Source organism: Actinoplanes cyaneus (assembly GCF_016862095.1).
GTDB lineage: Bacteria > Actinomycetota > Actinomycetes > Mycobacteriales > Micromonosporaceae > Actinoplanes > Actinoplanes cyaneus.
Genome location: NZ_BOMH01000002.1, coordinates 24,665 through 49,551, shown reverse-complemented (window position 1 = coordinate 49,551; position 24,887 = coordinate 24,665). Strand labels below are relative to the sequence as shown.

The window sequence follows — 24,887 nt, the reverse complement described above, 5'->3', positions numbered from 1 at the left end:
GAGGGCGACGATGCGGCGCTTTCTGTCACCCTTCTTATTGCGTACGCCATCAACGGCGCGTCCGCTCGCAGCCACGCGGCGTGCGTGTTTGGCTCGATCAACAACCCCGAGGGAGTGACGGCGTGAGTTTTCTGGACAAGGCCAAGGACTTCATCGACAAGCACGACGAGCAGGTCGACAAGGCCCTCGAGAAGGTCGGCGAGCAGATCGACGACCGGACCGGCGGCAAGTACTCGACCCACATCGACAAGGCGGTGAACGAGGCCCAGCGGCGCACCGGCGACGGCGACACCCACCCCTGACCTCACGATCAACCCCCTTCGCGCGTACGTCGTGACGCCCGCCGGCAAGTCGGCGCCGGGCTGCGGTGGGTGTGCGCCTGCCGGAAGCCCGCGCCGGGCAGCGGCGGGTGGCCGCCTGCCGGTGTTGCGCGGTGTGGGCTGTTGTCGAGGCAGTGCCGCGGCTCGCCGTTGCCGGCTGGTGCTCATGGGCGTTATTCGTGCCTCATTACGACCATGAGCACCAGCCGGGAAGCTCGCGCCGGGCAGCGGCGGGTGAGTCAGGCGACAGGCGGGGTGCCGCCGATGCATTGGCGGGTGAGCACTCGTGTCCGGGTCCGGTGGATCGGGCCGCGGCTCGCGTGCTCGCCGTGACAGATCCGGCCGCGGCCGGCGGGGAGCGTGCCGGCGAGGGCGTCACGGCCGAGGGCGGCCAGGACCGGGAGGAGGCGGGCGTCGTGACTCGCGGGGGCGATGATCACGGCGTACCGGAAAGCGATGGTCTGATCGGTGGCGAGGGTGAGCTTCCCGCTGCCGAACGGTGCCGGGCTCAGGCCCGCCGACCAGTGCGGGGGATGTGCGAGGTTGGCGCTGTCGTCGACGACGACCACGGTGCCGCCGGCTAGACGGGCCGCCTGCCACTCCGCGCGGGCGGCGGACGGCGCCGCGATCGCTCCCAGGATCAGCGACGGGTCGGTCAACGGCGGGTCGGTCGGTGATGGGCCGGTCAGTGGCGGGTCGGTCGGTGACGGGCCGGTCAAGGACGGGCCGGCCAGGGGCAGAGCGCGGCCGCAGACATTGGTGACCGTGTTCTCGAAGAGCAGCAGCCAGGTGTCGTCGCCGGTCAGCGACGTGGTGAGGGAACGCCACTCGTCGACGGCGGGCCAGCGCAGCCGGTGCGCGATCGTCGCGGTGGTCGCGGTGGCGGAGAGCTCGGTGAGGATCCGGTGGGCGGCGGCCCCGGGATCGTCGTGCGGCGGGGACCAGGCGATCGTGCCGGGCACCGTGACGCCGGCCCGGGTCCGCAGCTCGGCGGCGTGTGGCACCGGCGCGCCGAAGTCGTACCGGAAGAGGGTCGTGTCGCCGGAGGTCACCGTGACCGACCTGCCGGCCGTGAGGGCCGCGCGCATCCGGGTCATGTGGCCGTGGGCCGTCCGGAGATCAAGGGTGGCACGCGTCTCCTCCTCGCAGGTCCGGCTCGATGTGGAGCGCACAAATTCCGACGCGTTCACTCACGAACAGTCAGAGTCAACCCCGGGTCCGGAGTCGCGTCAAGGCCGCCCGCGCTAACGGGTGGGTAACGGGGACGCGCGCGAGCGTGATCAAAGTGGTCACATCACGTGACTGTTCGTGACTCGAACATGAACGAACACGAGGCGCGGGGAAACCGTGCCGGTCAGCGCGTCCGCACGGTGGTCAGGTCGGCGAGACCGGAAATGGTCAGCAACGGGCTCAGCAGCGGCCCGGTCACGACCTCGATCCGCTCCGCGTGGTGGAACAGCGCGGCCAGGCCGGCACTGTCCAGGTACTCCACGGCGGTCAGGTCCACCACGAGCGGCCGCCCGGACGGTGGCACCGCCTCGACCAGCGCCGCCGCGAACGTCTCGGCATTGCTCATGTCGATCTCCCCGGCCGCGGTCAGCACCGCAACGCCGTCGGGGTCCTGTCCCGTGGTCAGCGTGAGCGCCGTGGTCATGACGCGATCTCCGTCTGCATCTCGATGATGGTCCCGGCGTTGCCGGTGGTGATGGTGACCTCGCCCATGAAAGCGCGCATCAGCATGATGCCCCGCCCGCGATGCGGGTTGTCGCCCGGCTGCGGGCTCCGCCAGCGGCCGCTGTCGGTCACGATCAGGCGCAGCGCGTCAGCGGTCACCGCCGCGCGCAGCCGGATCAGGCCCCCGGTCAGGTCACGGTGGCCGTGCTCGATCGCGTTGGCACACGCCTCACCCGCGGCGACCAGCACGTTCTGCGCGATGACCGGGTCCACGCCGCAGCGCTCCAACCAGCCCCGCAACGCGGTGCGGACCGGCGCCAGGCGGGTGGACTCGGCCGGGAACTCCAGCTCCAGCGGGCCGGGCTGGCGATAGAGCAGCAGCGCCACGTCGTCGTCGTACCCGCCGGTCGGCGCCAGGCTCGCCATCACCTCGGTGGCAAGGTCCTCGATCGGCGTACGGCGTCCCAGCCGCACCGCCGTCACCGCCTCGTCGATGCCCGCGGTCAGTGGCTGCCGGCGCCGCTCGACCAGCCCGTCGGTGTAGAGCAGCAGCGTGGTCCGTGGCGGCAGCTCGTAGGTCGCCTCGTCGCGTGGATCGTCCGGCCGGATCGCGATGGGCCGGCCACGCCCCTGGTCGAGCAGGTGGGTGGCGCCGTCGGCGAGCGCGACGATCGGCGGCGGGTGGCCGGCCGCGGAGTAGCGCAGCTGCCCGTTCCCCGGGTCGAGGACGCCGCAGAACACCGTCGCGCAACTCGCGCCGGGCAGCAGCGCGGCGAACCGGTCCAGCGCGGCGAGGGCCCGGGCCGGGCTGGGATCCTGCAGCAGCACGGCGCGGCACGCCGAGCGCAGCTGGCCCATCACCGTGGCCGCCTGCAGGCCGTGGCCCACGCAGTCGCCGACCACGATGCCGATCTTGCCGTCCGGCAGCGGGATCGTGTCGTACCAGTCGCCGCCGACCTTGAGCGGGCGGGTCGCCGGCTCGTAGCGGACCGCGAAACCGGCCGGCAGCTGGGCCGGGCCGAGGATCGCGCGCTGCAGGGCCAGGGCGGTCTCCCGCTGCTGGTCGATCCGGTGCACCCGGCGCAGCCCCTGGCCGAGGTGCCCGGCGAGCAGGGCGAGCAGCGTCCGGTCCTGCTCGGTGAACGGCCGCCGGGCGCTCGGCTCGATCCAGACGACCATGGTGCCCTGCGGGTGTTCGAGGGTGATGCCGGCGCCGCCGTCACGCTCGCCCAGCGGGGTGAGCGCGGGCCGGTCGCGCAGGGCGAGCAGTCGCTCCTGCGGCAGGTTCGCCCAGGTCACACTGGGGTCGGTGGCGGTCAGCGCGGGCTTGCCGACGCTGTCGAAGACCACGGCCACGACGTACGACGCCTGCCACAGCCCCCGCAACTCGTCGAGCGCCCCGCCGAGCGCGTCCCCGAGGTCCTCCGCGTCGGACAGGCGCAGGCTCAGCGAGGCGAGCGCGGTCTCCCGCTGGATCGCGTAGTGCTCGTCGGTCACGTCCCGGAACGTCCCGACGATCACCCGGCGCCCGCTGTCCGGGTCCCGCACGTGGTTGAACGCGGCCGCGACCCACAGCTGGTGGCCGTCGCGGTGCCGGACCGGGATCGTGTAGTCGCCTTGCCGCCGTTGCATGAGCAGCTCGAACGCCTCCTGCACCTGCGCGTACGCCTCGGCGTCGGTGGACTGATCCGGCCACCAGGGGTGCACGGGTGCGTACGGCAGATCCTCGGGTCCGAATCCGATCATGTCGGTGAACGCCGCGTTGATCTCGATGACGGCGCCGTCCTCGTCGCAGACGAAGAACGCCTCCTGCAGCGAGTCGACCAGGGCGGTGCGCCACCGCGCGTGACGGTTGCGCAGGCGGGCGAGCTCCACGTTCGCCCGGACCCGGGCCAGCAGCTCGGCCGCCGAGAACGGCTTGAACAGGTAGTCGTCGGCGCCCGCCTCCAGGCCCTCGATCGACGCCTCCTCGCCGGCGCGGGCGGAGAGCAGCAGCACCGGCACCCCGGCCGTACGGCTGTCCCGGCGCAGCTCCCCGAGGAGTTCCAGCCCGGTCATCCAGGGCATCATCACGTCGCTGACCACGAGATCCGGCGGCTGGGCGCGAACCGCGTCGAGCGCCTGCCGGCCGTCGGCGACCGCGGTGACCCGGTGCCCGGCCGAGCGCAGCAGCCGGGTCAGGTAGTCCCGCATGTCCGCGTTGTCGTCGGCCACCAGCACGTCGGCCGCGTTCCCGGCGAGCCGGGCCGGGGGTGGCGCGTCGATCGGGGTGTCCCCGGGCAGCCAGCGGGCCGCCTCGGCCAGGAACGGCTCGGCGGTCGCCGACACCGTGGTGGCCTCCCGCGCGGGGACCACCGCGTCGGCCGGCAGGTGCGCGGCACCGAACGGCAGCCGGATCGTGAACGTCGTGCCCGTGCCCGGCGTGCTGTCCGCGGTGACCGTGCCGTGGTGCAGCCCGACCAGCTCCTTGACCATGGCCAGGCCGATGCCGCTGCCCTCGTTCGAGCGGGAGCGCGCGTCGCCGATCCGGTGGAAACGCTCGAACAGCCGTGGCATCTCCTCGGCGGAGACCCCGATGCCGCTGTCGGCGACCGTGACGACGGCGAACCCGTCCCCGGCACGCACCGCGACCCGGATGCCGCCGTCGAAGGTGAACTTCAGCGCGTTGCTGAGCAGGTTGAGGACGACCTTCTCCCACATGCCGCGGTCGACCAGCACCGGCTCGGGCAGCGGCGGGCAGTCCACGTCGAAGGTCAGGCCGGCCCGCTCCACCGCGGACCGGAACACGCTGGCCAGTTCGGCGGTGGTGGCGGCCAGGTCGACCGGCTCGTAACGCGCCTGCATCCGGCCGGCCTCCAGCCGGGAGAAGTCCAGCAGCGCGTTGACCAGCTTGCCGAGCCGCAGCCCGTTGCGGTGCATCACCTCCAGCTCGTCGCGGATCTCCTGACCGGCGCCGTCGAGGCGGGTGCGCAGCTCGTCCAGCGGGCCCATGATCAGGGTCAGCGGGGTCCGGAACTCGTGGCTGATGTTGGAGAAGAACATGGTCTTGGCCCGGTCCAGCTCGGCGAGTTCCTCGGCCCGCCGCTCCTGCGCCTGGTAGCTGCGGGCGCTGGCGACCCCGGCCGCGACGTGAGCGGCGGTCAGCTCGACGAAGCCCCGGTAGGAGTCGTTCAGCGGACGGTAGCGGTTGAGGCCGGCGACGAAGAACCCGTCCGCGGCGAGCGGCACCACCAGCGCCTGACGCGGGGGTTCCGGCCAGGCACCGGTGGGCAGGTCCGGCCCCGCCAGGGCCACCAGTCCTTCCCCGCCGTCGAAGGTGGCCGTCAGCGGATGGTCCGCCGCGATGCCGGTCGACGAGCGCAGCCGGGGGCGGCCGTCCTCGTCGTACAGGTAGGTCAGGGTGAAGGGCAGGTCACGCCGGTTCTTCTCGAGCTGCCGCGCGGCGAACGTCAGGGTCTCCCGCTCGGTGCGGATCACACTCGGGTCGGAGCCGAGGTCGCGCAGCGTGGCCATCCGCCGCTCGGCGATCACCCGGTCGGTCTCCTCGCTGACCACGCAGAGCATGCCGACCAGCGTGCCGTCGTCGTCGCGCAGCGGGCTGTAGGAGAACGTGTGGTAGCTCTCCTCCGAGTACCCGGAGCGCTCCAGGAACAGCAGCAGACTCTGATCCCAGGTGGCCTGGCCGGTGTCGAGCACGTTCTGGATCCGCGGGCCGATGTCGTTCCAGATCTCCGCCCACACCTCGCGCGCCGGCCGGCCCAGCGCCCACGGGTACTTCTCGCCCAGGGTGTCGCGCCGATAGGCCGCGTTGCAGAAGAACGTCAGCTCCGGGCCCCACGCCATCCACATCGAGAACCGCGACGACAGCAGGATGCTGACCGCCGTCCGCAGGCTCTGCGGCCAGCCCTCCGGCGGGCCGAGGGGAGTGGCTTCCCAGTCGACCGCATCCAGATCGCGGCCCACCTCGGCGTCCGCGGCGAAGACGTCATTCACGGTACGAATATCTCCTCACCGGCACAGATCGCACTCAAAATACGCACCCGCCACTACCCACTTGATCCCCGGTCCTACCCCGGTACGACGGTGGTCCCGCCCACCCGGCACGCGCAGATCGGCGACCGTCTCTGCCCGCGGTCGCGCGAGTCGCTTCGCCACGCACGTTGACGGCCAGTTGACGAGCACGTTCCTAGGCTGGCCGGCATGAGGATCCTGGTGGTGGAGGATCACGCGCGGCTCGCGGCGTCGGTGGCGCGGGTGCTGCGGCGCGAGGGCATGGCCGTCGACGTCACCCACGACGGGCCCGCCGCCCTGGAACGGGCCGCCGAGGGCGACTACGACGTGGTCGTTCTCGATCGCGACCTGCCCGGCGTGCACGGGGACCAGGTGTGTCACGAGCTGATGCGGGAGCCGGCCCGCACCCGGGTGCTGATGCTGACCGCGGCCGGAACGCTGGCCGACCGGGTGCACGGGCTGACCATCGGCGCCGACGACTACCTCGCGAAACCGTTCGCCTATCCGGAGCTGGTGGCCCGGATCAGGGCGCTCGCCCGCCGCACCCAGAACGCCCTGCCACCCACGCTGACCAGCGGAGATGTGACTCTGGACCCGGCGCGCCGGTCGGCCACCCGCAGCGGTGCGCGGCTCGCGCTCAACCCGAAGGAGCTGGCGGTCCTGGAATACCTGCTCTCCGCCCGCGGCCGGGTGGTCTCCGCAGAGGAACTGCTCGACCGGGTCTGGGACTCCGCTGCCGATCCGTTCACGACCACGGTGAAGGCGACAGTGAATCGGCTGCGGGCCAAGCTCGGGGAACCATCGGTGATCGAGACCGTTCCGCGCTGCGGATATCGGATCTAGACCATGGCCGTCCGGGTGCGGATGACCCTGCTGTACGGGGCGCTCTTCCTGCTCTCCGGAACCGCGCTGCTCGGCGTGACCTACCTGCTGGTCAGCCGCAGTGCGACGACGGTGATCCGATCCACCGAGAACAGATCCGGCGCGTCCGTCACCGGTTCCACCGAGACGCTGCGCGGGCAGCCGGTGATCGGCCACGAACTGCTCCTGAGAGCCGGCCTCGCGCTCGCGATCATGCTGCTCGTCTCGCTCGGCATCGGCTGGCTGCTGGCCGGCCGGGTGCTGCGGCCCCTGCACGTGATGACCCGGCGGCTGGAGACGGCGCTCGACTCGCACAAACGGTTCGTGGCGAACGCCGCGCACGAGCTGCGCACGCCGCTGACCTGGGAGCACGCTCTGCTGGAGGAGGCCCTGCTCGACCCGGGCGCGACCGTGGAGACCTATCGCGCGCACTTCGCCGAACTGATGACCGTCAGCGAGGAGAAGGCGCGCCTCCTGGAGTCCCTGCTGGCCCTGGCGACCAGCGAACGCGGCCTGGACCGTCGCGAGCACATCGATCTGGCCGCGCTGACCGCGCAGGTGCTGGGCACCGGGCCGGCCGGGCTGACGACGGCGACGGAGCTGCGGCCGGCCGCGGTGCTCGGCGATCCCGCTCTGGTGCGGCGCCTGATCGCGAACCTGGTCGACAACGCGATCAGCCACAACGTTCCCGGCGGCCGGCTCGAAGTGCGCACCGAGGGCTCAGCGCTGACGGTGGCGAACACCGGTCCCGTCATCGCGCCGGAGCTCGTGGATCGGCTTCTCCACCCCTTCCAGAGGCTTGCGCGTACGGCGGACGACCGTCATCACGGACTGGGACTGTCCATCGTGCAGGCGATCGCGGCCGCGCACGGCGCCGCGCTGTCCGTCAGCGCCCGCCCCGGGGGCGGCCTCACGATCCTGGTCCGCTTTGTGCCCGTGGTGTGACCGGTCCCGGCGTACAACAATGGGCATGTCTCGAAAAATGCTGACAGCAGCGCTTCTGGTCCTCACGATCGCCGGCTGCACCAAGGCCGGGGAACCGACCGTCGCCACTGCCGATCCGGGCGCGACGGCCAGCGGCGCCGCGGGAGGCGAGGAGCGGTCCGCCCTGGCGTACTCGAAGTGCATGCGTGCCCAGGGGCAGACTTGGTTCCCCGACCCGGATCCGCAGGGCGGCCTGACCGTGCACAACCCGGACGGCGTCGACCAGAAGAAGGTCGAGGCGGCCGAGCAGGCGTGCCGCAAATACGCGCCGTGGGAGGGCCCGAAGACCCCGATCCCCGCGGAGGACCTGGCGAAACTCCGGCAGGTGGCCCAATGCATGCGCGACCACGGGCTCACCAACTGGCCCGATCCCGACGCGAACGGCGGCACCTCCATCGACACGAAGAAGCTCGGCGTCGACCCGGGCGACCCGAAGGTGCGCCAGGCACAACAGGAGTGCCAGAAGCTCGCACCGGCCCCCAAGGACAAGCCGGCCGCCTAGACGGTGTTTCGCAGTGCGGCCGGACCTCGCCTCGCTCTCGGCCGCACTGCGAAACGCCGCCTGACCCCCCGGCCCGCGGTTCTCAGCCGATCGTGAGCCGGGCGCCGGTGAGGGTGACGTACCAGTCCGAGTCGGTGAAGTTCTCACCGGTCTCCGGGCCGATGTAGGCGTCGAGGTGGTGCGAGCCGCCGAGACCCGGGGTGAACTCGTCGGTGACCGTCCAGGCGCCGTCCCGCAGCGCGGCGCAGACCGCCTCCTGCGGGGCGGAGCCGTCATCCTGCACGCCGCAGCCGGTGATCCTGAAACGGGTGCCCTGCGGCAGCACGTCCGGGTCCGCGGCGGCCGAGAAGAACGGCGTCAGACGCTGCCCGTCGCTGGTGCGGGGCGCCGAGTCGAGCCAGAAGCCGACGTCGTACGACCAGTTCAGGTACTGCCCGGACGAGGTGCGACCGGTGCCCTCGTCCCGCACCGCCTCGACGAAGTCCGCAGGGTACGACCCCAGATCGTCCTGCCCGTCCTTGCACTCCAGCCTCGTGCACCCGGTGACCTCGGTGTCCGCGCCGTCGTGGAAGTCCTCGACAGCGGTGTAGTAGACCGTGATCTCCCATTCCGTGCCCGGCCCGCCCTTCCGCGCCGCGGTCGTGGTCCGGGCGACGGTCGGTGCACCGGTCACGTCCGCGCTCGGGCTCGGGCTCCTGCTCTCGCTCGGGCTCGGGCTCGGGCTCGGGGATGGTGCCGGCGACGGCTCATCCGTGCCGCAGCCGGCCGTCGCGGTGAGCAGCAGGGCGACGACCACGAGGCACGGGCGCATCTCGTGAGCATGCCAAGGTTGCCGCCACGGCCCTGATCACTTCCGGTAATAGGAGTGGATCGCGGGCTGGCCGGTGTAGTTGGCGCCGGCACGATCGTCGGCGCCCAGATACTCGTACGGGAGAGTCAGCTCCTTCGGGCCGACACAGCTCACCCGCCGGCGCCGTGCGTCGTAGTCGACCCCGGCGTCACGCAGCCTCGCGACGAGCCGGCGGCCGGCGGGGCTGCCGTCCTCGAGCCGGACACTGCTCAGATCCAGGTCCGCGGCGAACCGCCCCCGCGGAGCGAGCCAGCTCACGACCCGGCTGATGACGCCCAGCTTGTCGCCGACGTAGTGCAGGCCGTGCACGCACGTGATCAAGTCGAACACGCGGTCCGGCGCCCAGCTCTCGATCGGCGCGGCGACGAAGGTCACCCCGGGTGGAGTCGCCAGGAACGCGTCCACCAGATCGACGCCGACCAGCGTCACGCTGCCGTTCAGGCGCTGGGCGGCCTGGATGAGCGCGCGGCCGCTCCCGCAGCACAGATCCAGCCAGGCGCCGCTCAACCCGTCGGCCGGGTCGAAGCCGAGCGCCTTCGCGTAGCTGTTCACGCCGGCGAGCTGACGCTCACGGTTCATCGCGCAGTTCGCCACCACGGAGGAGGCGTGCAGGGCATGATCGTCGAGCAACACCACACCATCCTGGCAGCCGTCGCACACTGCGTGCCGGTCGCGCAGCGGAAGGTCCTCGCTCACGCCGTCATGATGGTCCGGGCACCGGGAGGCACGCCATGCGGTTGATCACCGTGAACCGCGGGGACGAGGTCCTCGACATCATCCAGGCGGCCGTGACCACGACCGGAACCGTCGCCGGCGTGATCACCCTGATCGGCGCCGTCGAGCACGCGACCATCTCGGTGATGCGCGAGGACGACGCCCACACCGACCTGATCCGCTCCTACGATCAGCCGTTCGAGCTGACCGGCACCGGCGAGGTCGTCGACGGCCGGGTCCACGTCCACGTCACCCTCGCGGGCGAGGACGTGGTCGTCGCCGGCCACCTGCACCGCGCGGTGGTCGGCGACTTCTTCGTCCGCGCCTACCTCACCCCGCTCACCGAATGACGGCACGGATCCCGCGCCGCGAGACTCGCTCCGGCTCGCTGTGTCGTCCGGCGCCGCCGGATCCGCATGGCAGTTGGCACAACGGGGTCGTCGTGACCGGCCGTCGTCGTAGTCATTCAGCTGAGCATTGAGCTGTACGGACGCACCCGGCGGCCGGCCCGCGCCGGGACGTTGCCGCTGTCGGGTCGGTGACTGACTGCTGCCCACGGCCGAAGGATTGAACCGCGGAGGTCGCGCGGGGTGTACCCCCTGATAGCTATTGCCGGCGGTGCCCAGTCGGAGCGGCGCCAACAGCTACTTGCTGCCCATCCGGTTCGTGACCAGTCGGAGGAAGTGTGGAGACGCCTCAGGAAGCGACGATCGGGATGCAGCGGCTGGTGGGCAAGATCGCAGTCCTGCTTACCTTCATCTATCTCATGATCCTGATAAGCGGCGCGGCAAGGCTGGCGCGTGGGATCGAGACGAACCCGGTGACATGGGGTCTGTTCCTGCTACCGGCAGTTGCTTTTGTTCCGGCGGTAGTGGACGGGGTCAAGCTGCACAGGACGCTCGATCCCGAGAGGCTGAAGCCGCTCTGGAGGCACTGTGCGCTCTACACCCTGATCGGTCTTGTTCTGCTGATCGCCACGGCCTACTCGATCATCGAGGTGAACGGATCATGACACTCGATGTCGATCCGGAAGCGCTGAGAATCTACGCGATCCATCTTGCCGGGCTGCAGCATGCGGCACAAAAGGCGAAGGCGTACGTCAACAAGTACGGCGGGATGAGTGTTCATGAGCAGGGTCTGATCGGGAAGTTCGCCGGTTACCACGACACCTACCTCGCACAAGTTAACGCTACGCTGGACAGCCTCTCCAAGCTTCTCGAGTCCTCGAGCGATGCCCTCAAGAGATCAGCCGACAACTACTCGCGTCATGACAGAACGTCGGCAGCCCAGATCGACGAGTCGCTTCCGCGGACACCCGAAGCCAGCCCTTCACGCGACTGAGGCGCGTTTGAATCTCGGCACGTCCGGCCCGGGCTTGATGCAGAACACGTCGTAGCAGTCACTGAACGGGGAACTTCGGTGGACGATGGCAGTAATCGGCCGTTGACGATACTTGGGTGGAGAGATCCGACCGGTTTTCTGGCCGAACCCGGTGATCCGGACGAATCCATCAGCAACGGTTTCGTCAATCCTCTCGATCTGTTCAATGCTGCCAGTCCTTCCGCCTGGCTGAACGAAGCGATCGAAGGAATCACGGGAGTCGACGTTTTCGGGTGGTTCACGGAATGGCTCGCCGGCGACTGGGAGGGCATCTGGAAGTTCGGCGACGCCATGGCCAACCTTGCCCAATGCGTACAACAGGTCGGAGTTGACATTCAGCTTGGAATGAATCAACTCGATCGGTCGTGGGACGGCAATGCCAGTGAATCCGCCTACGCCTACTTCTCCAGCCTGGCAACCAGGACCAGCGGCCAGCAAACAGCGATACGTCCGGTCGCCGAGTCGTACCGTAAAGCTGCCACCGGCGCATGGCAGGTCTCGAACCAGCTCGGCAACATCTTCCAGGCCCTTGCGGACAGCGCTGTTCTGTGGTGCTTGACAGTCGGGGCAAGTGGCGCTCTCTATGGAACCGGCGCGGGTGCTGTGGTGGGCACCGCCGGTATGGGTGCCGCCGGCTTGATCGCACTGGAAATGCTTTCACTGATCAACAAGGCCTCCGTGATCATGAACACCGCCGGAACGGCCATCCTCGGCCTTGTCGGGGAAGGTATGTCGCTCGCCTACCAGGGTGGCGACTTGTCGAGTGTTCCGCTCCCGAACGTTCCCTACGTGTCACCTGAGTTGTGAACGAGATGAACGAGGAGCTGGAACGTGATATCGAAGTAAGGGTTCCGTCACCGCAGGTTGCCCGGGTCGTCAAGGACAGCTTGGAGCGGTTGGAGAACGGTAGCGGTGGGCCGGAGATGCAGGAGATTGCGCGTGACCTCCGGAAAGGTCGCATCTCCCTTCGCGATCTGACTCGCTCGTCGGTCTACTCGCGCATTCTCGGGGAACAGATCCAGCGGTACCGGGAGTGGGAAGCGAGCCTCGACGACGAACACCGCCGCAAGTTCGACGAACAGGTCGGTGAGCTGTATGGACCGACAACCTTCGAAGTCGGAGGAACATGGCAGCGTGAGCGGGAGGACGGCTGAAACTGCTGTACCCGGCCCGCGACGGGTGTTGTGGAAGGGTGCGGTCACGTCCGAGGAGCGTCCCGGTAGCCGACGGCGGGGGAGCCGGCGGCGAGGCGCACCGGGTAACCCCAGTGCCGCAGCGCCTGCGCCATCTTCGCCGCGCCGGACGGGTTCGCCGAGTGGATCAGGATGGCGCCGATGTCGAACGGGTGACCCTCGAACGCCGCGCGCTCCAGCACCTCGACGACCGGCCAGATCGTGTCCTCCCCGCCCAGGTCGTGGTCGAGCCACAGCTCGTCGACCCGCCGGTCCCGGTGACGGCCGAGCAGCGCGACCCCGTCCGCGCTGTTCCGGGCGATCTCGGCGGCCCGCCCGTCCACGAACGACCGCAGATCGTCGACAAGCACCACCGTCATCCGGCGATTATGCCCGCCTCCGGCCGTGCGTGCCGGTCGTGGTCAGCGGATCTCCATGGCGGCCACGAGGTCGCCGTCCAGCCGGTACACGTGGGTGACCGTGGCCTCGTCGAGGACCTTGCCGTCCAGGTCGCGGACGGTCTGCGCGACGGTGACCGCGACCCGGCCGTCCGGCTCGGTCGCGTAGCCCACCGGGGTGACCTCCGGGTCGATCTCGGTCCACTGCCGCTGCCAGTAGGCGGCGACCTCGTCCCGGCCACTGACCGTGCCGCCCTCGAACGCCTTCGGCCAGGTCACCTCCGGTGTCATCCGGCGCAGGACCGCGGGGACGTCGCGCCGGTTGAACGCCGCGTAGATGTCGTCGAACAGTTCCATGTGGTCAGCCAAGCACCTCCGGCCGCGGACCGGCGAGGATCTCTGCGCACGGCAGAACCGGGGGAATACGGTCCGCGGGGAGGGACTTGGCGACAGATATGACTACCTTCGATCCGTACGCGTTGCTCGCGGAGAGCCGCCTCGGCGTTCTCGCCACGATCCGCAAGGACGGGCGGCCGCAGCTGTCGCCGGTCACGCCGTTCTATGACCGGGACGCCGGGACGATCTACGTCTCGATGACCGAGGGCCGCGCCAAGACCACCAACCTGCGCCGCGATCCGCGTGCCGCCATCGAGGTGACCAGCGCGGACGGTCGCGCCTGGGCGACCGCCGACGGCGACGCGACGCTGATCGGCCCCGGCGAGGACCCGCACGGGCCGGAGGTCGAGGCGCTGGTCGACTACTACCGCCGGGCCGCGGGCGAGCACCCGGACTGGGACGAGTACCGCTCGGTCATGGTCGCCGACCGCCGCGTGCTGCTAGCTCTGAAGGTGACCCACGTCTACGGGCAGAGGATCTAGCCCTTGACCCGGACCCTGGGGTACGGGTTTAGGGTGCCGCCATGCGGGTGGGTGAGCTGGCACGCCGGACCGGGACGACGATCCGGGCGTTGCGGTACTACGAATCGGTCGGTCTGGTGGTGCCACGGCGGCTGAGCAACGGCTACCGGGAGTACGAGCCGATCGCCGAGCGCCAGGTCGCCCAGATCCGTGAGCTGATGGCGCTCGGGCTGGCGGTCGAGGAGACCCGGCCGTTCGTCGAGTCGATCGCCGGCGGTGACGAGGACGTCTGCGCCGCCGCCCTGGCGACCTTCCGCAGTACGGTCGTCGGCCTCCAGGAGCGCATCGGCGAGTTGACCGCGCAGCGGGACGCGCTCGACGCCCGCATCGACGAGGCCGCCCGCCGCGTCGTGACCGCCACGCCGCTGACCGAGAGTGATCCGGGGCGGCTGGTCGGCTCGACGTTGCCGGCGCTGCACTTCTACGCCAGTGACGGGCGGCCGGTCGACCTGAGTGACCTGGGGCCCGGACGGACGGTCATCTTCGTCTACCCGCTGACCGGGCGTCCCGGCGTCGACCTGCCGCGCTGTCTGCTCGAGGTGCACGGCGCCCGCGGCAGCACCGATCAGGCCATCTGGCTGCGGGACCATCACGCCGAGCTGCTCGCGGCGGGCGCGTCCCGGGTCTACGGGCTGTCGGCGCAGTCGACCGGGTATCAGCGGGAGCTCGCCCATCGGCTGCGACTGCCGTACCCGCTGATCCCGGACCCGAAGCTCACTCTCGCCTCGGCGGCCGGCTTGCCGACCCGTACGTCGGCGGATTTTGCTTTCTACGACCGTCTGACCCTGATCATCGCCGACGACGTGGTCGAGCACGTCTTCCACCCGATCCCGGATCCCGCCTCGCACGCTCTCGACGTGATGTCGTGGCTCACGAAACTCAGGCCGAGGCGCACCGCCTGATCGCCGTCATCGCGGGTCGTCATCGCGGCGTGGCGAGTCGGTGGGTGCCGGCTCCCGCGGCCAGGAACAGGGCCGCGAGCGTCAGCCAGCCGGCCGTGCCGTGCGCGATCGCGGTGCTGGTCACGACCACGGGCGCCAGCATGGTCCCGGCGGCGAAACCGGTCTGGCTGACGCCCTGGTAGGCGCCCGCGTTGCGCGGGTCGGCCAGCTCGAAGGCCAGCGACCACGCCCCGGCCTCGGACAACACCTCGGCGGCGCTGGCGGCGATCAGCGCGGCGACCAGCACCGCGACGGCGAGCACGGCCGGCGCCGGTCCCGCCGCGGCGTACAGGACACAGGTCGCCACCAGAAGGACGCAGGACACGAGGACGGTACGCCCGGCCGCGCGCACGTCCGTGACGAGCCGCGCCGCCGGCAGCTGGAAGACGGCGACCAGCACCGTGTTCACCACGAGCAGCAGCGCCACGGTGGTGGCCGGCGCCCGGGTGTGCAGCGTGACCCACAGCGGCATCCCGACCGTGAGCAGGCCGAACTGGATGGTCATGATGCCGTAGAGCGCGGCGATCCCGACGTAGCGCAGGTCCCGCAGCGGCGACCGCGTCCCGCCGGGCACCGCCCCCGTCGGCGGGGTGGTCACCGGCGGGGACGGCAGGCCGCGCACCGGAACGGCCGACGCCAGGACCAGGACCGACGCCGTGATCATCGCGATCAGGTAGCCCGCCGCCGTCCCGGAGGCCAGGGCGGCCGTCGCCGCGGCCGACCCGAGGCCGACGAAGACGTTGGTGACCACCCGGAGGCGAGCCCGGACGGTGATCCGGTCCGGCCCGGTGAAGTGCAGCGCGAGCAGCGTCGCCTGGGCCGTGCGCTGGGCGCCCTGCGCCCCCACCGCCGCGCAGGCGATCAGCGTGAACTGCGGCATCGACGAGGCCGAGCAGTATGCGGCGAGCGCCGCGCCCTGGACGACCGTGCCGACGACCAGGACCCGGTACGCGCCCAGCCGGTCCGCGAGGAAGCCGGCCCCGAACGCGCCGGCCATCCCCACCGCGCCGGCGATGGTGAGCCCGGCGCCCACGGCCGCGGGGGACAGGCCGACGACCGTGGTGAAGAACAGCGCACTGACGGCGAACAGCACGCCCTTGGCCAGGGAGGCGGCGGCGATGGACAGGGTGAGGGCTCGCTCGACCGAACCGTTCCCGATCAGCCGGCTGGCGGTAAGTGTCACGCGTCAGTTCTGCCAGCCGTCCCGCGCCGTCACGAACGATGTAGCGTTCCGCTTCATGGTGGTGCGTTACCAGCTGGCCGGGCGGGACCTGGGCGAGGTGCGGTTCGCGATCTCGCCGCTCAACGAGCTGGTGCTGTCGCTGCACGCCTGGCAGGACCCGGGCCGCTATCCGTTGCACCTGCCGTGGATCCGGGAGTTGCAGCGGCTGCGCGGGCGGCTCGCGGCGGACCTGCTGGTGGAGTTGGTCAACGGCGACCTGTGGACCCCGGACTTCCTCACGCCCCGGCCGTGGTCGCCGCTGACGCGACTCGAGGACGAACTGGCGGCGATCCGGCGTACGCCGCAAGAGGTCGTCGATCGTGATCTGCGCCTGGTGACCGGCGGGAGCCGGCTGCCCGCGGTGCTGCGTGGCAGCGACGTGCTCGACCGCATCCTGGACGCGCTGGCCGGCTACTGGGAGATCTGCTTCGCGCCGCACTGGCCGCGGATGCGGGCGCTGCTGGAAGGGGACGTCACGTATCGCGGGCGGGAGATCGCCCAGCGGGGGCTGGCCGCGATGTTCGCCGGGCTGGCCGGGCGGGTGCGGCTGACCGGGGACACGGTCGAGGTGCACGTGCGGTCCGACGTGCACTGGACGCGGCCGGTGACCGGCGGGCTGACGCTGGTGCCGTCGATGTGGACGAGCAGCGCGTCGGCGCCGATCCTGCCGGACGAGCCCCCGATGATCATCTATCGGGCGCGGGGCCTGGGAACACTGTGGGAGGCGCAGCCGCTGCCGGCGCCGGGCGCGCTGGCCGGTCTGCTCGGCGCGCACCGGGCCGGGCTGCTGGTGCGGCTCGCGACCCCGGCGTCCTCGACCGAGCTGGCGGTCCGGCTCGGCGTCACCACGACAGCGGTCAACCAGCACCTGCGGGCCCTGCGGGCAGCGGGTCTGCTGGTCAGCGCGCGGCACGGCCGGTCGGTGCTGTACCGCCGTTCCGACCTCGCCGACCGCCTCGTGGCGTCCGCCTCCCCGCCGTCCTGACCGCTGCCCGAGCCGCCCGCGTCGCGGGCGCGGAGGGTGCCGGCTCACGTCCGTGCGGCGACCACGGTCCCGGCCTCCCCGGCGCGGTCCCGTCCGGGAGACAGGAACGGGCGCTCGAAGAGGGCGGCGAACATCGTCGCGGTCAGGACGGCCGCGGGCGCCGCCAGCGCGACGAGCAGCAAGAACGACGTGGTGCCGACAGCGAGCGCGACCAGCGCGATCACCGGCACGTGCATCAGGTAGAGGCTGTACGAGCAGTTCCCGAGCAGCGTCATCGGCCGGCTCGTCAGGAAACCGTCCCGGCGGCCGGTGGCGATCGCGACCAGCAGCAGCGCGATCGCCGGCCCGCTCGCGAGGTCGACCCAGAAGTAGTGCCGGGCCGTCCACACCGGCCCGTTCCCCAGGATCACCGCCAGCACCGGAGCGCCGGCCAGCCCGCTGAGCCACCACCAGCCACGACGCCCGGTGCTCGCCGCGCGCGTGGCGACACCGGCGGCGACCATGCCCATCGTGAACAGCGGCGCCATCTCCCAGGTGTAGCCGATCGCCGCGCCCGGCCCGGCCAGGACCATCGGCAGGCACGCCACGGCCAGCGTCACGATCGGGCCGCACCGGGCCATGACGAGCAACAGCAGCGGGAACGCGACGTACAGCGCGGCCTCCACGGCGATCGACCAGAACGCGCCGTTCGGGGCGGGCACGGCGACGAAGTCCTGCAGCATCAGCCCGTACACCACGACGGTCCGCCAGCTCGGCGCGTGCGACATCGGCAGCGGCCCGGCAACGGCCGCGAGGACCAGGCTGACCAGCAGCGCCGCCCAGTAGGCGGGCAGGATCCGCCGGGCCCGCCGCCCCGCGAACCGCCACCCGCCGCCGAGCCGCCACCCGTCCCGCGCCGGGGCGATCGCGAGGGAGAACCCGGAGAGCACGATGAACGCGACCACGGCGAGCCGCCCGTGGATCAGCCAGCCGCCCCACGCCGGCCCGGTGTTCGCCGGGTATCCCGGGAAGCAGATCAGCCAGCAGTGGTGGACGACGACGTACAGCGCAAGCAGGCCGCGCAGCCCGTCCAGGCCGGCGACGCGGTGCCGCGCGCTCACCGATGCCGGTCGTCGGTGAGCGTGAACGCGTCGGCGAGCGGCCCGTCCGCCCGGCGCAGCGCCGTGATCGCCCGGCTGGCACGGCTCTTCACGGTCCCCGCCGAGCAGCCCAGCTGGGCGGCGATCTCCTGCTCGGACAGTCCCGCCCAGTAGCGCAGGACCAGCACCACCCGCTGCGTGGCCGGCAGGTCCCGCAGCGCGGCGAGGACGACGTCGGCGGTGCCCTGCCGCTCGGGGAAGTCGCCGTCTGCGGGCCGGTCGGGCAGGACCGCCGCGGGAATCTCGAAGCGCCACAACCGTCGCCCGGCGCGCCAGGCGGCCCGCGTCATGACCTGCCGGGTGTACGCCTCCGGATCGCCCTCCGGATGCAGCCTGCGCCACGCCCGGTACGTCTTGACCAGCGCGTCCTGCGCCAGATCCTCCCCGTGCCCGCGGTCACCGGTGAGCAGCGCGCCGTACCGGACCAGCGCCGGATATCGCGAGGTGACGAACTCGCCGAACGGATCGCTCACCGGTCGCCGACCCCGAGCAGGCTCTTCAGCCGGAACAGCGTCGTGTCGCTCAGCCGGACCCGTCCGCCGGTCGAGGAGACGGCCTCCTGACAGCCGTCGCCGATCGCGATGATCACGGTGGTGGCGTTCGACGTGCCCGGGACCGGATCGGGTGGGTCCACGATGAGCCGGACGCTCTCCTGCCCCGGGCTCGCGCAGGCGTCCGCGTCCCGCACGGTGTCGGTCTGCCCGCGCAGTAGCCGCATCACCTGGTCGACGGTCGGCGGGTCCGACTTCTTGCCGTACCCGTCCGACAGGATGAGGTTGACCGATTCGACCTTCGCGGGCAGCGTGAGCACTCCGCCGCGGCGCGGGCTGCTCCGGATCGACTCAATGATCCGGCGGTCGGCGGTGCCGTCCATCCGGAGTTGGACCAGCACCTGGGACCAGGGCAGGAGCAGCTCGTTGTGGTAGTTGTTCGCCGGGAAGCGGCCGGTCTTCATCTCGGCGGAGTCCAGGTCGGAACTCAACCAGCCCGGCTCGCCACCGGCCAGGGTGATCGACACGGGCGACGTGATGATGCCCGAGTCGAAGGGCGAGGTGCCGTTGCCCTCCTTCGCGGGGATCAGGGTTCCGCCGGGATTACGGCTCCGCGCCCGGGAGACCTCGACCACCGCGTTCTGACAGCCGCGGTTGCCGGAGCCGATCAGCAGGATGGTCCGGGCCATCGTCTCGCACTTGTTGGCGGGGTCAGCGGTGACCACCCGCCACCCCTGCGGGATCGGCAGTTGCATCGCGCCGGCCACGACCATGCCGTTCACGACCCGCGGCGTCGCCGACTGCTCGATGCCCCCGTCCACGGTCGGGAACGGCGCGGCGCCGGTCAGTCGCTGCCCGGCGATCAGACCACCGGCGAGCAGCACGAACGTCACGATCCCGGCCAGCGCCGTGGTCCGCCGCCGCGCTGCCCGCCCCCGCCGGACGACCGCCCCGACCGGATCACGGTGTTCCGGTTCGAGCCCCGCCACCGCCTCGTCCAGCAACTCCCTGATGCGTTCCGTCACCGCTCGCTCCACGCTCGTCCGCCGCTCATCACCCTTCGAAAGACATCAGCCCCCGCAAAGGTTCCACACAGCCGACAACCAAAATCAAGATCAACTGCCGCTCCCCGTACGGCGTGAGCCCCGCGCCCGCCGAGCCCGCGCCCGCCGAGCCCGCGCCCGCCGAGCCCGCGCCTGCCGAGCCCGCGCCCGCCGCGCCCCCACGCGATCCCGCCGCTGGTCCGGCCCCAGCCGCGCACCAGCCGGAAAGCCCTCACCGCGCAGCCTTCCGGCCCTGCGGCGCGGTGGTGTGCCCCGCGCGGTGCCCGCTGTTCTTGCGGTCCCGGCCGCGGGTCGCGGTGTTCGGCTGGTGCTCACGGTTGTTCCGGCGCTCGGCGAGCGCCGGCCGCACGGCCGCGGTCAGGTTGTGGCTACGAAGTCCCGGAGGTGGGTGGCGGTGAGGAGCGGCTGGTCCTCGGGCATGAGCGTGTAGCTGTCGGGGACTTCGACGAGGCGGCCCCGCGGCAGTGCCTTCGCGAGGCGGGCGCCGTTCTCGGGGCGCATCATCGTGGACTCGGGCGCCCACAGGACCAGGGCCGGCCGGTCGAAGGTGGTCAGGAGGGCGGCCGCGTCGAGGTATTCGGCGGCTCGCGTCGTACGCAGGTATTTCAGGAGGTCCCGGCGGATCAGCCGGGAGGTGAGGGACGGCCGCAACCAGGCGTCGAGGATGTCGTCGGGGATCGGGCGTTTCGACATCAGGCCGAAGTTCATCGGCGAGCGGCGCAGCCCGCGGATCCGCAGCGTCTGCAACGCCAGGAACGTCGCGCCCGGAATCCTCGACGATTGGTACAGGACCTTGCCGGGCAGACCGGGCGGGAAGTTCTCGAACGACTCCTGCGGCAACAGCACGAGCCGGGCCAGGCGTTCGCCGAGCCCGTGCGCGACGACCAGCTGCGCGCCGCCCCAGTCGCACCCGACCAATGTCACGTCGCGCAGGTCGAGCACGTCGAGGAACTCGGCGACCAGCCGCGCGAGCCCGGGCGAGCTGAGGTCCGCGTCGGCGTCCATCGGCACGCGGTGCCCGCCGAGCGGCACTTCGAGGACAATGCAGCGATGGTCCCGGCCGAGGTCGGCGACGACGTGCCGCCACAGTGTCGTGTTCGCGAAGATGCCGGTGAGGAAGACCAGGATCGGGCCGTAGCCGCTGTCGTCGTACTCGACGGTTCCGGCGGAGAGCGTGACGTTCCGCATGAGCGAGCCCCCGTTCGTCACCCGCAGGCTAGTTGCCGGCTGGTGCTCACGGTGGTTCCGCGGGACGAATAGCCACCATGAGCACCAGCTGGCAACGGCGACGCGCGCCGCGGGCCCGGCCACGGGTGACGTCGCGAAGAGTCGTTCAGGCGCGGGGCTTCGGCTGGTGGTCAGGGTGGTTGTCCGGGACGGACGACCACGGTGAGAGCCGGCTAGAAGAGGGCGGTCTGGCCGGGGATGGGGTCGCGGCGGCCGGACATCGAGCCGTGCAGGACGCGCGGCTTCAGCGTGTGCGCCCAGGCGGGCAGCGGCTCGGGCGGGACCTCCGGCAGGGCCCCGACCGGGGCGTCGCCACCGACCAGGGACCACAGCGACGGGCCGAGGTTGATGCCGTGCTCGCGCAGGGCACGGCGGATCACCAGGTAGTCCAGGGGGAGCCGGGCCGACTCGGGGCTGGGCACCGGCAGGTCGTGGCGCATCGCCATCAGACGGCGGTTGCGGTCGACGATCTCCCGCGAGGCCGGGTCGCGGAAGCTCGTGGCGGCCTGCTCACCGACGGCGTCACGCAGCGTAGCGTGATCGGCCTGCCAGGCGGCGTCGACCGACCCGAAGGCGGCCAGCAGGCGGGCCGCTGTGCGGGCGCCGAACCGGCGTACCCCCGGAAGGTTGTCGGAAGGGTCGCCCCGCAACGCGGCGAAATCCCGGTACTGCCAGGGGTGCACGCCGTAGAGCTCCGGCAGCGACGCGGCGTCGACCAGGACCGAGCGGTCGAAGCCGCCGTTGCGGATGCGCAGCACCGACGTGACGTCGTCGATCAGGGCGAACGCGTCCCGGTCGCTGGTCATCAGCACCGAGCTCCAGCCCAGCGCGCGGGCGGCCGCGGCGGAGCTGGCGAGGACGTCGTCCGCCTCGTAGGCCGGCGGGACGACAGTGCCCACTCCGCAGTTGCGCAGCACCTCGGGGGCGAGCTCCAGCTGGCGGGTGAGATCGGCCGGCTTGGGCGGGCGGTGCGCCTTGTAGCCCGGATGGTCGACGCGGCGGGCCGAGTCGTGCGGGCAGTCGAAGCCGACCAGCACCGCGTCCGGCCGGAGCTGGGCCGCGGCGCGCGCGAGGTAACCGATCAGGCCCCGCAGGGCAGGCGCCGGCTCGAGCGAGCCGTCACTGGCGTGGAACGCCCGATGCAGCAGGCTGTTCCCGTCGAGAACCAGCAGCAACCCACCCGTGTCCGGCACCCGACGAGCTTACCGGCTCAGGTCGTGCTTACGGTGAGTGATCTTTTCCACCAGCCGGACGGGGACGACGCGCCGCAGGGCGAAGACGAACGGGGCGTTGCTGCCGACGGCGTACCGCTGCCGGGGCCTGTCGCTCTCGATGGCGGTGACGATGGTGGCGGCGACACGCTCGGCGGACGTGCCCGCTTCCTCGTTGCGGTTCAGCGCGGTCAGCATCTTCTCGAACTCGGCCCGGTGCGGCGAGCCGGGAGCGAGGTAGTTCGTGCGGCGCTCGCTGAGCCCGGTGTTGATCGAGCCGGGTTCGACGGTGGTCAGCCACACGCCGTACGGCGAGTACTCGTGCCGGGCGCCGTTCGCGAAGCCCTTGATCGCCGCTTTCGACGCGACGTAGGACGACCGGTACGCCAGCGGGAACGACGCCAGCATCGAGCCGACCATGACGACCCGGCCGTAGCCGCGCTCGCGCATCCCGGGCAGCGCCAACTGCGTCAGCCGCACCGGCCCGAGCACGTTGACCTGGAACAACCGTCGCAGCGCGTCCATCGGCAGCTCTTCGAGGGGGCCGGACTGGCTCTCCCCGGCGTTGTTCACGAGGACGTCGACGTCTCCCAGGAGCGGACGGAGCGCGGTGATCGAGTCGTCGGATTCCAGGTCCAGCGCCACGTACCGGACACCGGCGACCCGCGTGCTGACCGACTCCGGGTGCCGGCTGGTGCCGATCACCCGGTAACCCCGCTTGACCAGCGCGGCGGCGGTGGCGAGGCCGATTCCCGAGGACGCTCCGGTGATCAGTGCGGTGCGCTCCATCGCAGCACCATAACCGTTCTCCCGGCGTTCGCGACAAGGGCCACGCGCTACGAGGGGCCGGGGCACCCGAAGTCGTCACCCGGCCGCCGCCGCGTCTGCGGTGGGCCGACGGCCAGGTCGTCGCCGTTCCGCAGTGACCGGACCCGGGCCGGTGCGGAGTGATCCGCGCCGGCCCGGGTCTCGGCGGGGCTACAGGGAGACGGTTCGGCCGCCGATGGTGACGACCAGGGTGCCGGTGGAGCTGAACGACCAGGCCAGCGCGCCGCTGTAGTTCGCGCAGCGGGAGCCGTTCGTGCCGGACCAGAACTGGTTGGAACTGTCCGCGTCGCCGATGATCCGGTCGTTCGTGCCGCTGCTGAACCGGCACGACGTGTTGTTGCGGAACACCGACGTACCGGCGTCGAAGTTGAAGTTGCGTTCGCTGTTGTCGATGCTCAGGTTGTTGGAGATGGTCAGCGAGCCCGGGTTGCTGTTGTAGGTGAACCCGTGCTTGCCGTTCTGGTAGGCGATGCTGCGCCGCACCACGTGGTTCACCGGGATGTTCTCGCCGCCCAGCTTGTAGCCGTTGCGGTCACCCGCGCCGGCCTGCGAGCCGTCGGTCAGCGTCCCGTTGTCGTAGGCGAGCGAGTCCTCGATCGTCACCGGCCCGATCGGCCCGGTGTCGGTCTTGGTGTAGAGGTCCCATCCGTCGTCGATGTTGTTGTGCGACACCGTGTAACGGAACACGTTGCCGGTGCCGACGGTCAGCTTCGCCGCGAAACCGTCCGCGTCCTCGCCGTCGGAGTCCGCGTTGTCGTGCGACTCGGAGCTGAGCACGAGGTTGTTCGACGGCCACTGCGAGTTCGGCGTGTCCGAGGCGATACGCGAGATCTGCAGGCCGCTGTCACGGTTGAACCTGGTCACCGTGCGTTCGATGGTGTTGTTGCTGCCGCCGACGAAGATGCCGTTGTCGCCGGCGCGTTCCACGACGATGCCGTACAGGCGCCAGAAGTTGCCGTTGAGGGCCAGTCCGCGGTTCGCCGAGTTCTCGGTCTGCGCCGAGAAGTTCAGGATCGGAACTTCGCCCGGGTACGCCGAGAGAGTCTTGAGCGCACCGGCCGCCCCGTTGTTCCCGGGCGCGATGGTCACCGTCTGTGCGTAGTTGTAGGTCCCGCCGCGCAAGTAGATCGTCCCGCCCGCCGCGATCCGCGTGATCGCCGAGGTCAGCGTCGTCGGCGCGGACTGGGTGCCGGCCGCGCTGTCGGTGCCGCTGGGGGAGACGTAGAGCGCGCCCGAGGCCGGCGGGGTCGAGACCGACGCGGACGGTGACGGGGCGGACGGTGACGGGGCGGACGGCGACGGGGAGGAGGTGGCCGGGGAACTGGTCGGCGTCGTCGTGCCGCTGTCGTCCACCACGATGTCGTCGAAGCGCCCGGCCGCGTGCTCGGTGAGCAGCCCGATCCGCCCGCTGGCGATGGACGGGTCGGAGACGCTGCCCACGCCGACGCCGTTGACCGAGCCGCTGATCGTGGTCCCGTTGACGGTCAGCTTCAGGGTGTAGAACGTGCTGGTCGAGATCGTCTGGTTCAGGCTCGCCAGGACCGTGACCGCGCTGCCGTTCATCGCCTCCAGCTGCACCTTGTTCGCGCCGGTCAGCGACAGCCGGTACATCTTGGTCGCTCCGGCGGCCCGGGCGGTCAGCGCGACCACCCCGCTGCTGGAGCCGAACGCGGTCGCCTTGACCCGCGCCTGCACCGCGTAGTTCGTCCAGGACGTGGTGCCGCCGAATTCGCGGGCCCGCTCACTGCTGGTGTCGGACTGCTGCAGGACCTTCGTGCCGTCGGTGACCACCGACCAGGTGCCGCCCGATTTCGACCAGCCGCTCGTCGAGCCGGACTCGAAGTCGGCGCTGAACACGGTTGCCGCCTCGGCGGTCGCGACGGTCACCGCGAGTCCGGCGGTGACCAGTGCGGCCAGGGCGCCAGCACCGGCGAGCCGGCGCATGCGGCGAGGGCGTACGGATGGTGCCATGCGATTCTTCTCCCTGTCGGAAAGG

General features: G+C 71.2%; 27 protein-coding genes. 12 read left to right on the top strand and 15 right to left on the bottom strand.

What is annotated here, in order from left to right:
* Positions 1-122 precede the first annotated feature (122 nt).
* Complete coding sequence (locus tag Acy02nite_RS01165) at positions 123-302, top strand: antitoxin (protein ID WP_203737684.1); 180 nt, start codon at positions 123-125, stop codon at positions 300-302.
* 257 nt (positions 303-559) lie between these two features.
* Here the strand turns inward: Acy02nite_RS01165 and Acy02nite_RS01160 are convergent, their stop codons facing one another.
* The 3 genes from Acy02nite_RS01160 to Acy02nite_RS01150 form a co-directional block, all read right to left on the bottom strand.
* A complete protein-coding gene (locus tag Acy02nite_RS01160; protein WP_239174037.1) occupies positions 560-1,408 on the bottom strand; it encodes a DUF6807 family protein in 849 nt (282 codons plus the stop codon).
* Between the two features lie 266 nt (positions 1,409-1,674).
* Positions 1,675-1,974, bottom strand: a complete 300-nt coding sequence (locus Acy02nite_RS01155; RefSeq protein WP_203737682.1) for an STAS domain-containing protein — start codon at positions 1,972-1,974, stop codon at positions 1,675-1,677.
* On the bottom strand, positions 1,971-5,987 hold the full coding sequence (locus Acy02nite_RS01150; protein WP_203737680.1) for a SpoIIE family protein phosphatase: 4,017 nt from the start codon (positions 5,985-5,987) through the stop codon (positions 1,971-1,973). The genes Acy02nite_RS01155 and Acy02nite_RS01150 overlap by 4 nt, the downstream gene beginning before the upstream one ends.
* A gap of 207 nt (positions 5,988-6,194) precedes the next feature.
* On the opposite strand from Acy02nite_RS01150, the gene Acy02nite_RS01145 reads away from it, so the two are divergent.
* From Acy02nite_RS01145 to Acy02nite_RS01135, 3 genes are read left to right on the top strand one after another with little or no spacing between them, the layout of a single operon-like run.
* Positions 6,195-6,848: a response regulator transcription factor gene (locus Acy02nite_RS01145; protein ID WP_203737673.1), complete on the top strand. Its 654-nt coding sequence runs from the start codon at positions 6,195-6,197 to the stop codon at positions 6,846-6,848.
* A gap of 3 nt (positions 6,849-6,851) precedes the next feature.
* Complete coding sequence (locus Acy02nite_RS01140) at positions 6,852-7,811, top strand: sensor histidine kinase (protein ID WP_203737671.1); 960 nt, start codon at positions 6,852-6,854, stop codon at positions 7,809-7,811.
* Between the two features lie 25 nt (positions 7,812-7,836).
* Positions 7,837-8,352, top strand: coding sequence for a hypothetical protein (locus Acy02nite_RS01135; protein ID WP_203737669.1), 516 nt, complete (start codon positions 7,837-7,839; stop codon positions 8,350-8,352).
* An 82-nt stretch (positions 8,353-8,434) separates the two neighbouring features.
* On the opposite strand, the gene Acy02nite_RS01130 is transcribed toward Acy02nite_RS01135, so the two are convergent.
* Together Acy02nite_RS01130 and Acy02nite_RS01125 are read right to left on the bottom strand one after the other, a co-directional pair.
* Entirely contained in the window at positions 8,435-9,163 is a 729-nt protein-coding gene (locus Acy02nite_RS01130; protein WP_203737667.1) for a hypothetical protein, read from the bottom strand.
* Positions 9,164-9,199: 36 nt separating this feature from the next.
* The gene (locus Acy02nite_RS01125) at positions 9,200-9,898 is read right to left on the bottom strand and encodes a class I SAM-dependent methyltransferase (RefSeq protein ID WP_239174035.1); all 699 of its coding nucleotides are present in this window, start codon (positions 9,896-9,898) and stop codon (positions 9,200-9,202) included.
* Between the two features lie 35 nt (positions 9,899-9,933).
* On the opposite strand from Acy02nite_RS01125, the gene Acy02nite_RS01120 reads away from it, so the two are divergent.
* The 5 genes from Acy02nite_RS01120 to Acy02nite_RS01100 all read left to right on the top strand — a co-directional run bounded on the left by Acy02nite_RS01120 (position 9,934) and on the right by Acy02nite_RS01100 (position 12,450).
* On the top strand, positions 9,934-10,266 hold the full coding sequence (locus tag Acy02nite_RS01120; RefSeq protein WP_203737665.1) for a PPC domain-containing DNA-binding protein: 333 nt from the start codon (positions 9,934-9,936) through the stop codon (positions 10,264-10,266).
* A 335-nt stretch (positions 10,267-10,601) separates the two neighbouring features.
* Complete coding sequence (locus tag Acy02nite_RS01115; protein WP_203737661.1) at positions 10,602-10,928, top strand: hypothetical protein; 327 nt, start codon at positions 10,602-10,604, stop codon at positions 10,926-10,928.
* Entirely contained in the window at positions 10,925-11,257 is a 333-nt protein-coding gene (locus Acy02nite_RS01110) for a type VII secretion target (protein ID WP_203737660.1), read from the top strand. Before Acy02nite_RS01115 ends, Acy02nite_RS01110 begins: the two co-directional genes overlap by 4 nt.
* A 78-nt stretch (positions 11,258-11,335) precedes the next feature.
* Positions 11,336-12,103, top strand: coding sequence for a hypothetical protein (locus Acy02nite_RS01105; RefSeq protein WP_203737658.1), 768 nt, complete (start codon positions 11,336-11,338; stop codon positions 12,101-12,103).
* Positions 12,104-12,108: 5 nt separating this feature from the next.
* Positions 12,109-12,450 (top strand): hypothetical protein, encoded by a 342-nt coding sequence (locus tag Acy02nite_RS01100; protein WP_203737656.1) that lies wholly within the window; start codon positions 12,109-12,111, stop codon positions 12,448-12,450.
* Positions 12,451-12,494: 44 nt separating this feature from the next.
* On the opposite strand, the gene Acy02nite_RS01095 is transcribed toward Acy02nite_RS01100, so the two are convergent.
* Both Acy02nite_RS01095 and Acy02nite_RS01090 read right to left on the bottom strand, forming a co-directional pair.
* Positions 12,495-12,848, bottom strand: a complete 354-nt coding sequence (locus Acy02nite_RS01095; RefSeq protein ID WP_203737655.1) for a cyclic-phosphate processing receiver domain-containing protein — start codon at positions 12,846-12,848, stop codon at positions 12,495-12,497.
* Positions 12,849-12,890: 42 nt separating this feature from the next.
* Positions 12,891-13,223, bottom strand: coding sequence for a nuclear transport factor 2 family protein (locus tag Acy02nite_RS01090; protein ID WP_203737653.1), 333 nt, complete (start codon positions 13,221-13,223; stop codon positions 12,891-12,893).
* Positions 13,224-13,321: 98 nt separating this feature from the next.
* Here Acy02nite_RS01090 and Acy02nite_RS01085 point away from each other — a divergent pair, with 98 nt between their 5' ends.
* Positions 13,322-13,744 (top strand): PPOX class F420-dependent oxidoreductase, encoded by a 423-nt coding sequence (locus Acy02nite_RS01085; RefSeq protein ID WP_203737651.1) that lies wholly within the window; start codon positions 13,322-13,324, stop codon positions 13,742-13,744.
* Between the two features lie 41 nt (positions 13,745-13,785).
* Positions 13,786-14,685, top strand: a complete 900-nt coding sequence (locus Acy02nite_RS01080; protein WP_203737649.1) for a MerR family transcriptional regulator — start codon at positions 13,786-13,788, stop codon at positions 14,683-14,685.
* Between the two features lie 19 nt (positions 14,686-14,704).
* On the opposite strand, the gene Acy02nite_RS01075 is transcribed toward Acy02nite_RS01080, so the two are convergent.
* Positions 14,705-15,907, bottom strand: a complete 1,203-nt coding sequence (locus tag Acy02nite_RS01075) for an MFS transporter (protein WP_203737648.1) — start codon at positions 15,905-15,907, stop codon at positions 14,705-14,707.
* Between the two features lie 55 nt (positions 15,908-15,962).
* Between Acy02nite_RS01075 and Acy02nite_RS01070 the strand changes: the two genes are divergently transcribed.
* Positions 15,963-16,931 (top strand): ArsR/SmtB family transcription factor, encoded by a 969-nt coding sequence (locus Acy02nite_RS01070; protein ID WP_203737646.1) that lies wholly within the window; start codon positions 15,963-15,965, stop codon positions 16,929-16,931.
* A gap of 44 nt (positions 16,932-16,975) precedes the next feature.
* Here the strand turns inward: Acy02nite_RS01070 and Acy02nite_RS01065 are convergent, their stop codons facing one another.
* The 7 genes from Acy02nite_RS01065 to Acy02nite_RS01035 all read right to left on the bottom strand — a co-directional run bounded on the left by Acy02nite_RS01065 (position 16,976) and on the right by Acy02nite_RS01035 (position 24,862).
* Positions 16,976-18,031, bottom strand: coding sequence for an acyltransferase family protein (locus Acy02nite_RS01065; protein ID WP_203737644.1), 1,056 nt, complete (start codon positions 18,029-18,031; stop codon positions 16,976-16,978).
* A complete protein-coding gene (locus Acy02nite_RS01060) occupies positions 18,028-18,543 on the bottom strand; it encodes a SigE family RNA polymerase sigma factor (RefSeq protein ID WP_203737642.1) in 516 nt (171 codons plus the stop codon). Before Acy02nite_RS01060 ends, Acy02nite_RS01065 begins: the two co-directional genes overlap by 4 nt.
* The gene (locus tag Acy02nite_RS01055; protein WP_203737640.1) at positions 18,540-19,586 is read right to left on the bottom strand and encodes a hypothetical protein; all 1,047 of its coding nucleotides are present in this window, start codon (positions 19,584-19,586) and stop codon (positions 18,540-18,542) included. Before Acy02nite_RS01055 ends, Acy02nite_RS01060 begins: the two co-directional genes overlap by 4 nt.
* Positions 19,587-19,982: 396 nt before the next feature.
* Positions 19,983-20,813 carry an alpha/beta fold hydrolase gene (locus tag Acy02nite_RS01050; protein ID WP_203737638.1) on the bottom strand — a complete coding sequence of 277 codons (831 nt, stop codon included), beginning with the start codon at positions 20,811-20,813 and terminating at the stop codon, positions 19,983-19,985.
* Between the two features lie 212 nt (positions 20,814-21,025).
* On the bottom strand, positions 21,026-22,045 hold the full coding sequence (locus tag Acy02nite_RS01045) for a 5'-3' exonuclease (RefSeq protein WP_239174033.1): 1,020 nt from the start codon (positions 22,043-22,045) through the stop codon (positions 21,026-21,028).
* A gap of 9 nt (positions 22,046-22,054) precedes the next feature.
* A complete protein-coding gene (locus Acy02nite_RS01040) occupies positions 22,055-22,852 on the bottom strand; it encodes an SDR family oxidoreductase (protein WP_203737636.1) in 798 nt (265 codons plus the stop codon).
* Positions 22,853-23,041: 189 nt separating this feature from the next.
* Complete coding sequence (locus Acy02nite_RS01035) at positions 23,042-24,862, bottom strand: right-handed parallel beta-helix repeat-containing protein (protein ID WP_203737634.1); 1,821 nt, start codon at positions 24,860-24,862, stop codon at positions 23,042-23,044.
* Between the last annotated feature and the right edge of the window lie 25 nt (positions 24,863-24,887).

Coding starts and splice junctions, on each gene's coding strand:
- Acy02nite_RS01040 (WP_203737636.1), bottom strand. CDS start 22,852: ATGGAGCGCACCGCACTGATCACCGGAGCGTCCTCGGGAATCGGCCTC.
- Acy02nite_RS01050 (WP_203737638.1), bottom strand. CDS start 20,813: ATGCGGAACGTCACGCTCTCCGCCGGAACCGTCGAGTACGACGACAGC.
- Acy02nite_RS01110 (WP_203737660.1), top strand. CDS start 10,925: ATGACACTCGATGTCGATCCGGAAGCGCTGAGAATCTACGCGATCCAT.
- Acy02nite_RS01130 (WP_203737667.1), bottom strand. CDS start 9,163: ATGCGCCCGTGCCTCGTGGTCGTCGCCCTGCTGCTCACCGCGACGGCC.
- Acy02nite_RS01095 (WP_203737655.1), bottom strand. CDS start 12,848: ATGACGGTGGTGCTTGTCGACGATCTGCGGTCGTTCGTGGACGGGCGG.
- Acy02nite_RS01035 (WP_203737634.1), bottom strand. CDS start 24,862: ATGGCACCATCCGTACGCCCTCGCCGCATGCGCCGGCTCGCCGGTGCT.
- Acy02nite_RS01120 (WP_203737665.1), top strand. CDS start 9,934: ATGCGGTTGATCACCGTGAACCGCGGGGACGAGGTCCTCGACATCATC.
- Acy02nite_RS01135 (WP_203737669.1), top strand. CDS start 7,837: ATGTCTCGAAAAATGCTGACAGCAGCGCTTCTGGTCCTCACGATCGCC.
- Acy02nite_RS01140 (WP_203737671.1), top strand. CDS start 6,852: ATGGCCGTCCGGGTGCGGATGACCCTGCTGTACGGGGCGCTCTTCCTG.
- Acy02nite_RS01070 (WP_203737646.1), top strand. CDS start 15,963: ATGGTGGTGCGTTACCAGCTGGCCGGGCGGGACCTGGGCGAGGTGCGG.
- Acy02nite_RS01090 (WP_203737653.1), bottom strand. CDS start 13,223: ATGGAACTGTTCGACGACATCTACGCGGCGTTCAACCGGCGCGACGTC.
- Acy02nite_RS01145 (WP_203737673.1), top strand. CDS start 6,195: ATGAGGATCCTGGTGGTGGAGGATCACGCGCGGCTCGCGGCGTCGGTG.
- Acy02nite_RS01160 (WP_239174037.1), bottom strand. CDS start 1,408: ATGCGCGCGGCCCTCACGGCCGGCAGGTCGGTCACGGTGACCTCCGGC.
- Acy02nite_RS01100 (WP_203737656.1), top strand. CDS start 12,109: ATGAACGAGGAGCTGGAACGTGATATCGAAGTAAGGGTTCCGTCACCG.
- Acy02nite_RS01155 (WP_203737682.1), bottom strand. CDS start 1,974: ATGACCACGGCGCTCACGCTGACCACGGGACAGGACCCCGACGGCGTT.
- Acy02nite_RS01080 (WP_203737649.1), top strand. CDS start 13,786: ATGCGGGTGGGTGAGCTGGCACGCCGGACCGGGACGACGATCCGGGCG.
- Acy02nite_RS01085 (WP_203737651.1), top strand. CDS start 13,322: ATGACTACCTTCGATCCGTACGCGTTGCTCGCGGAGAGCCGCCTCGGC.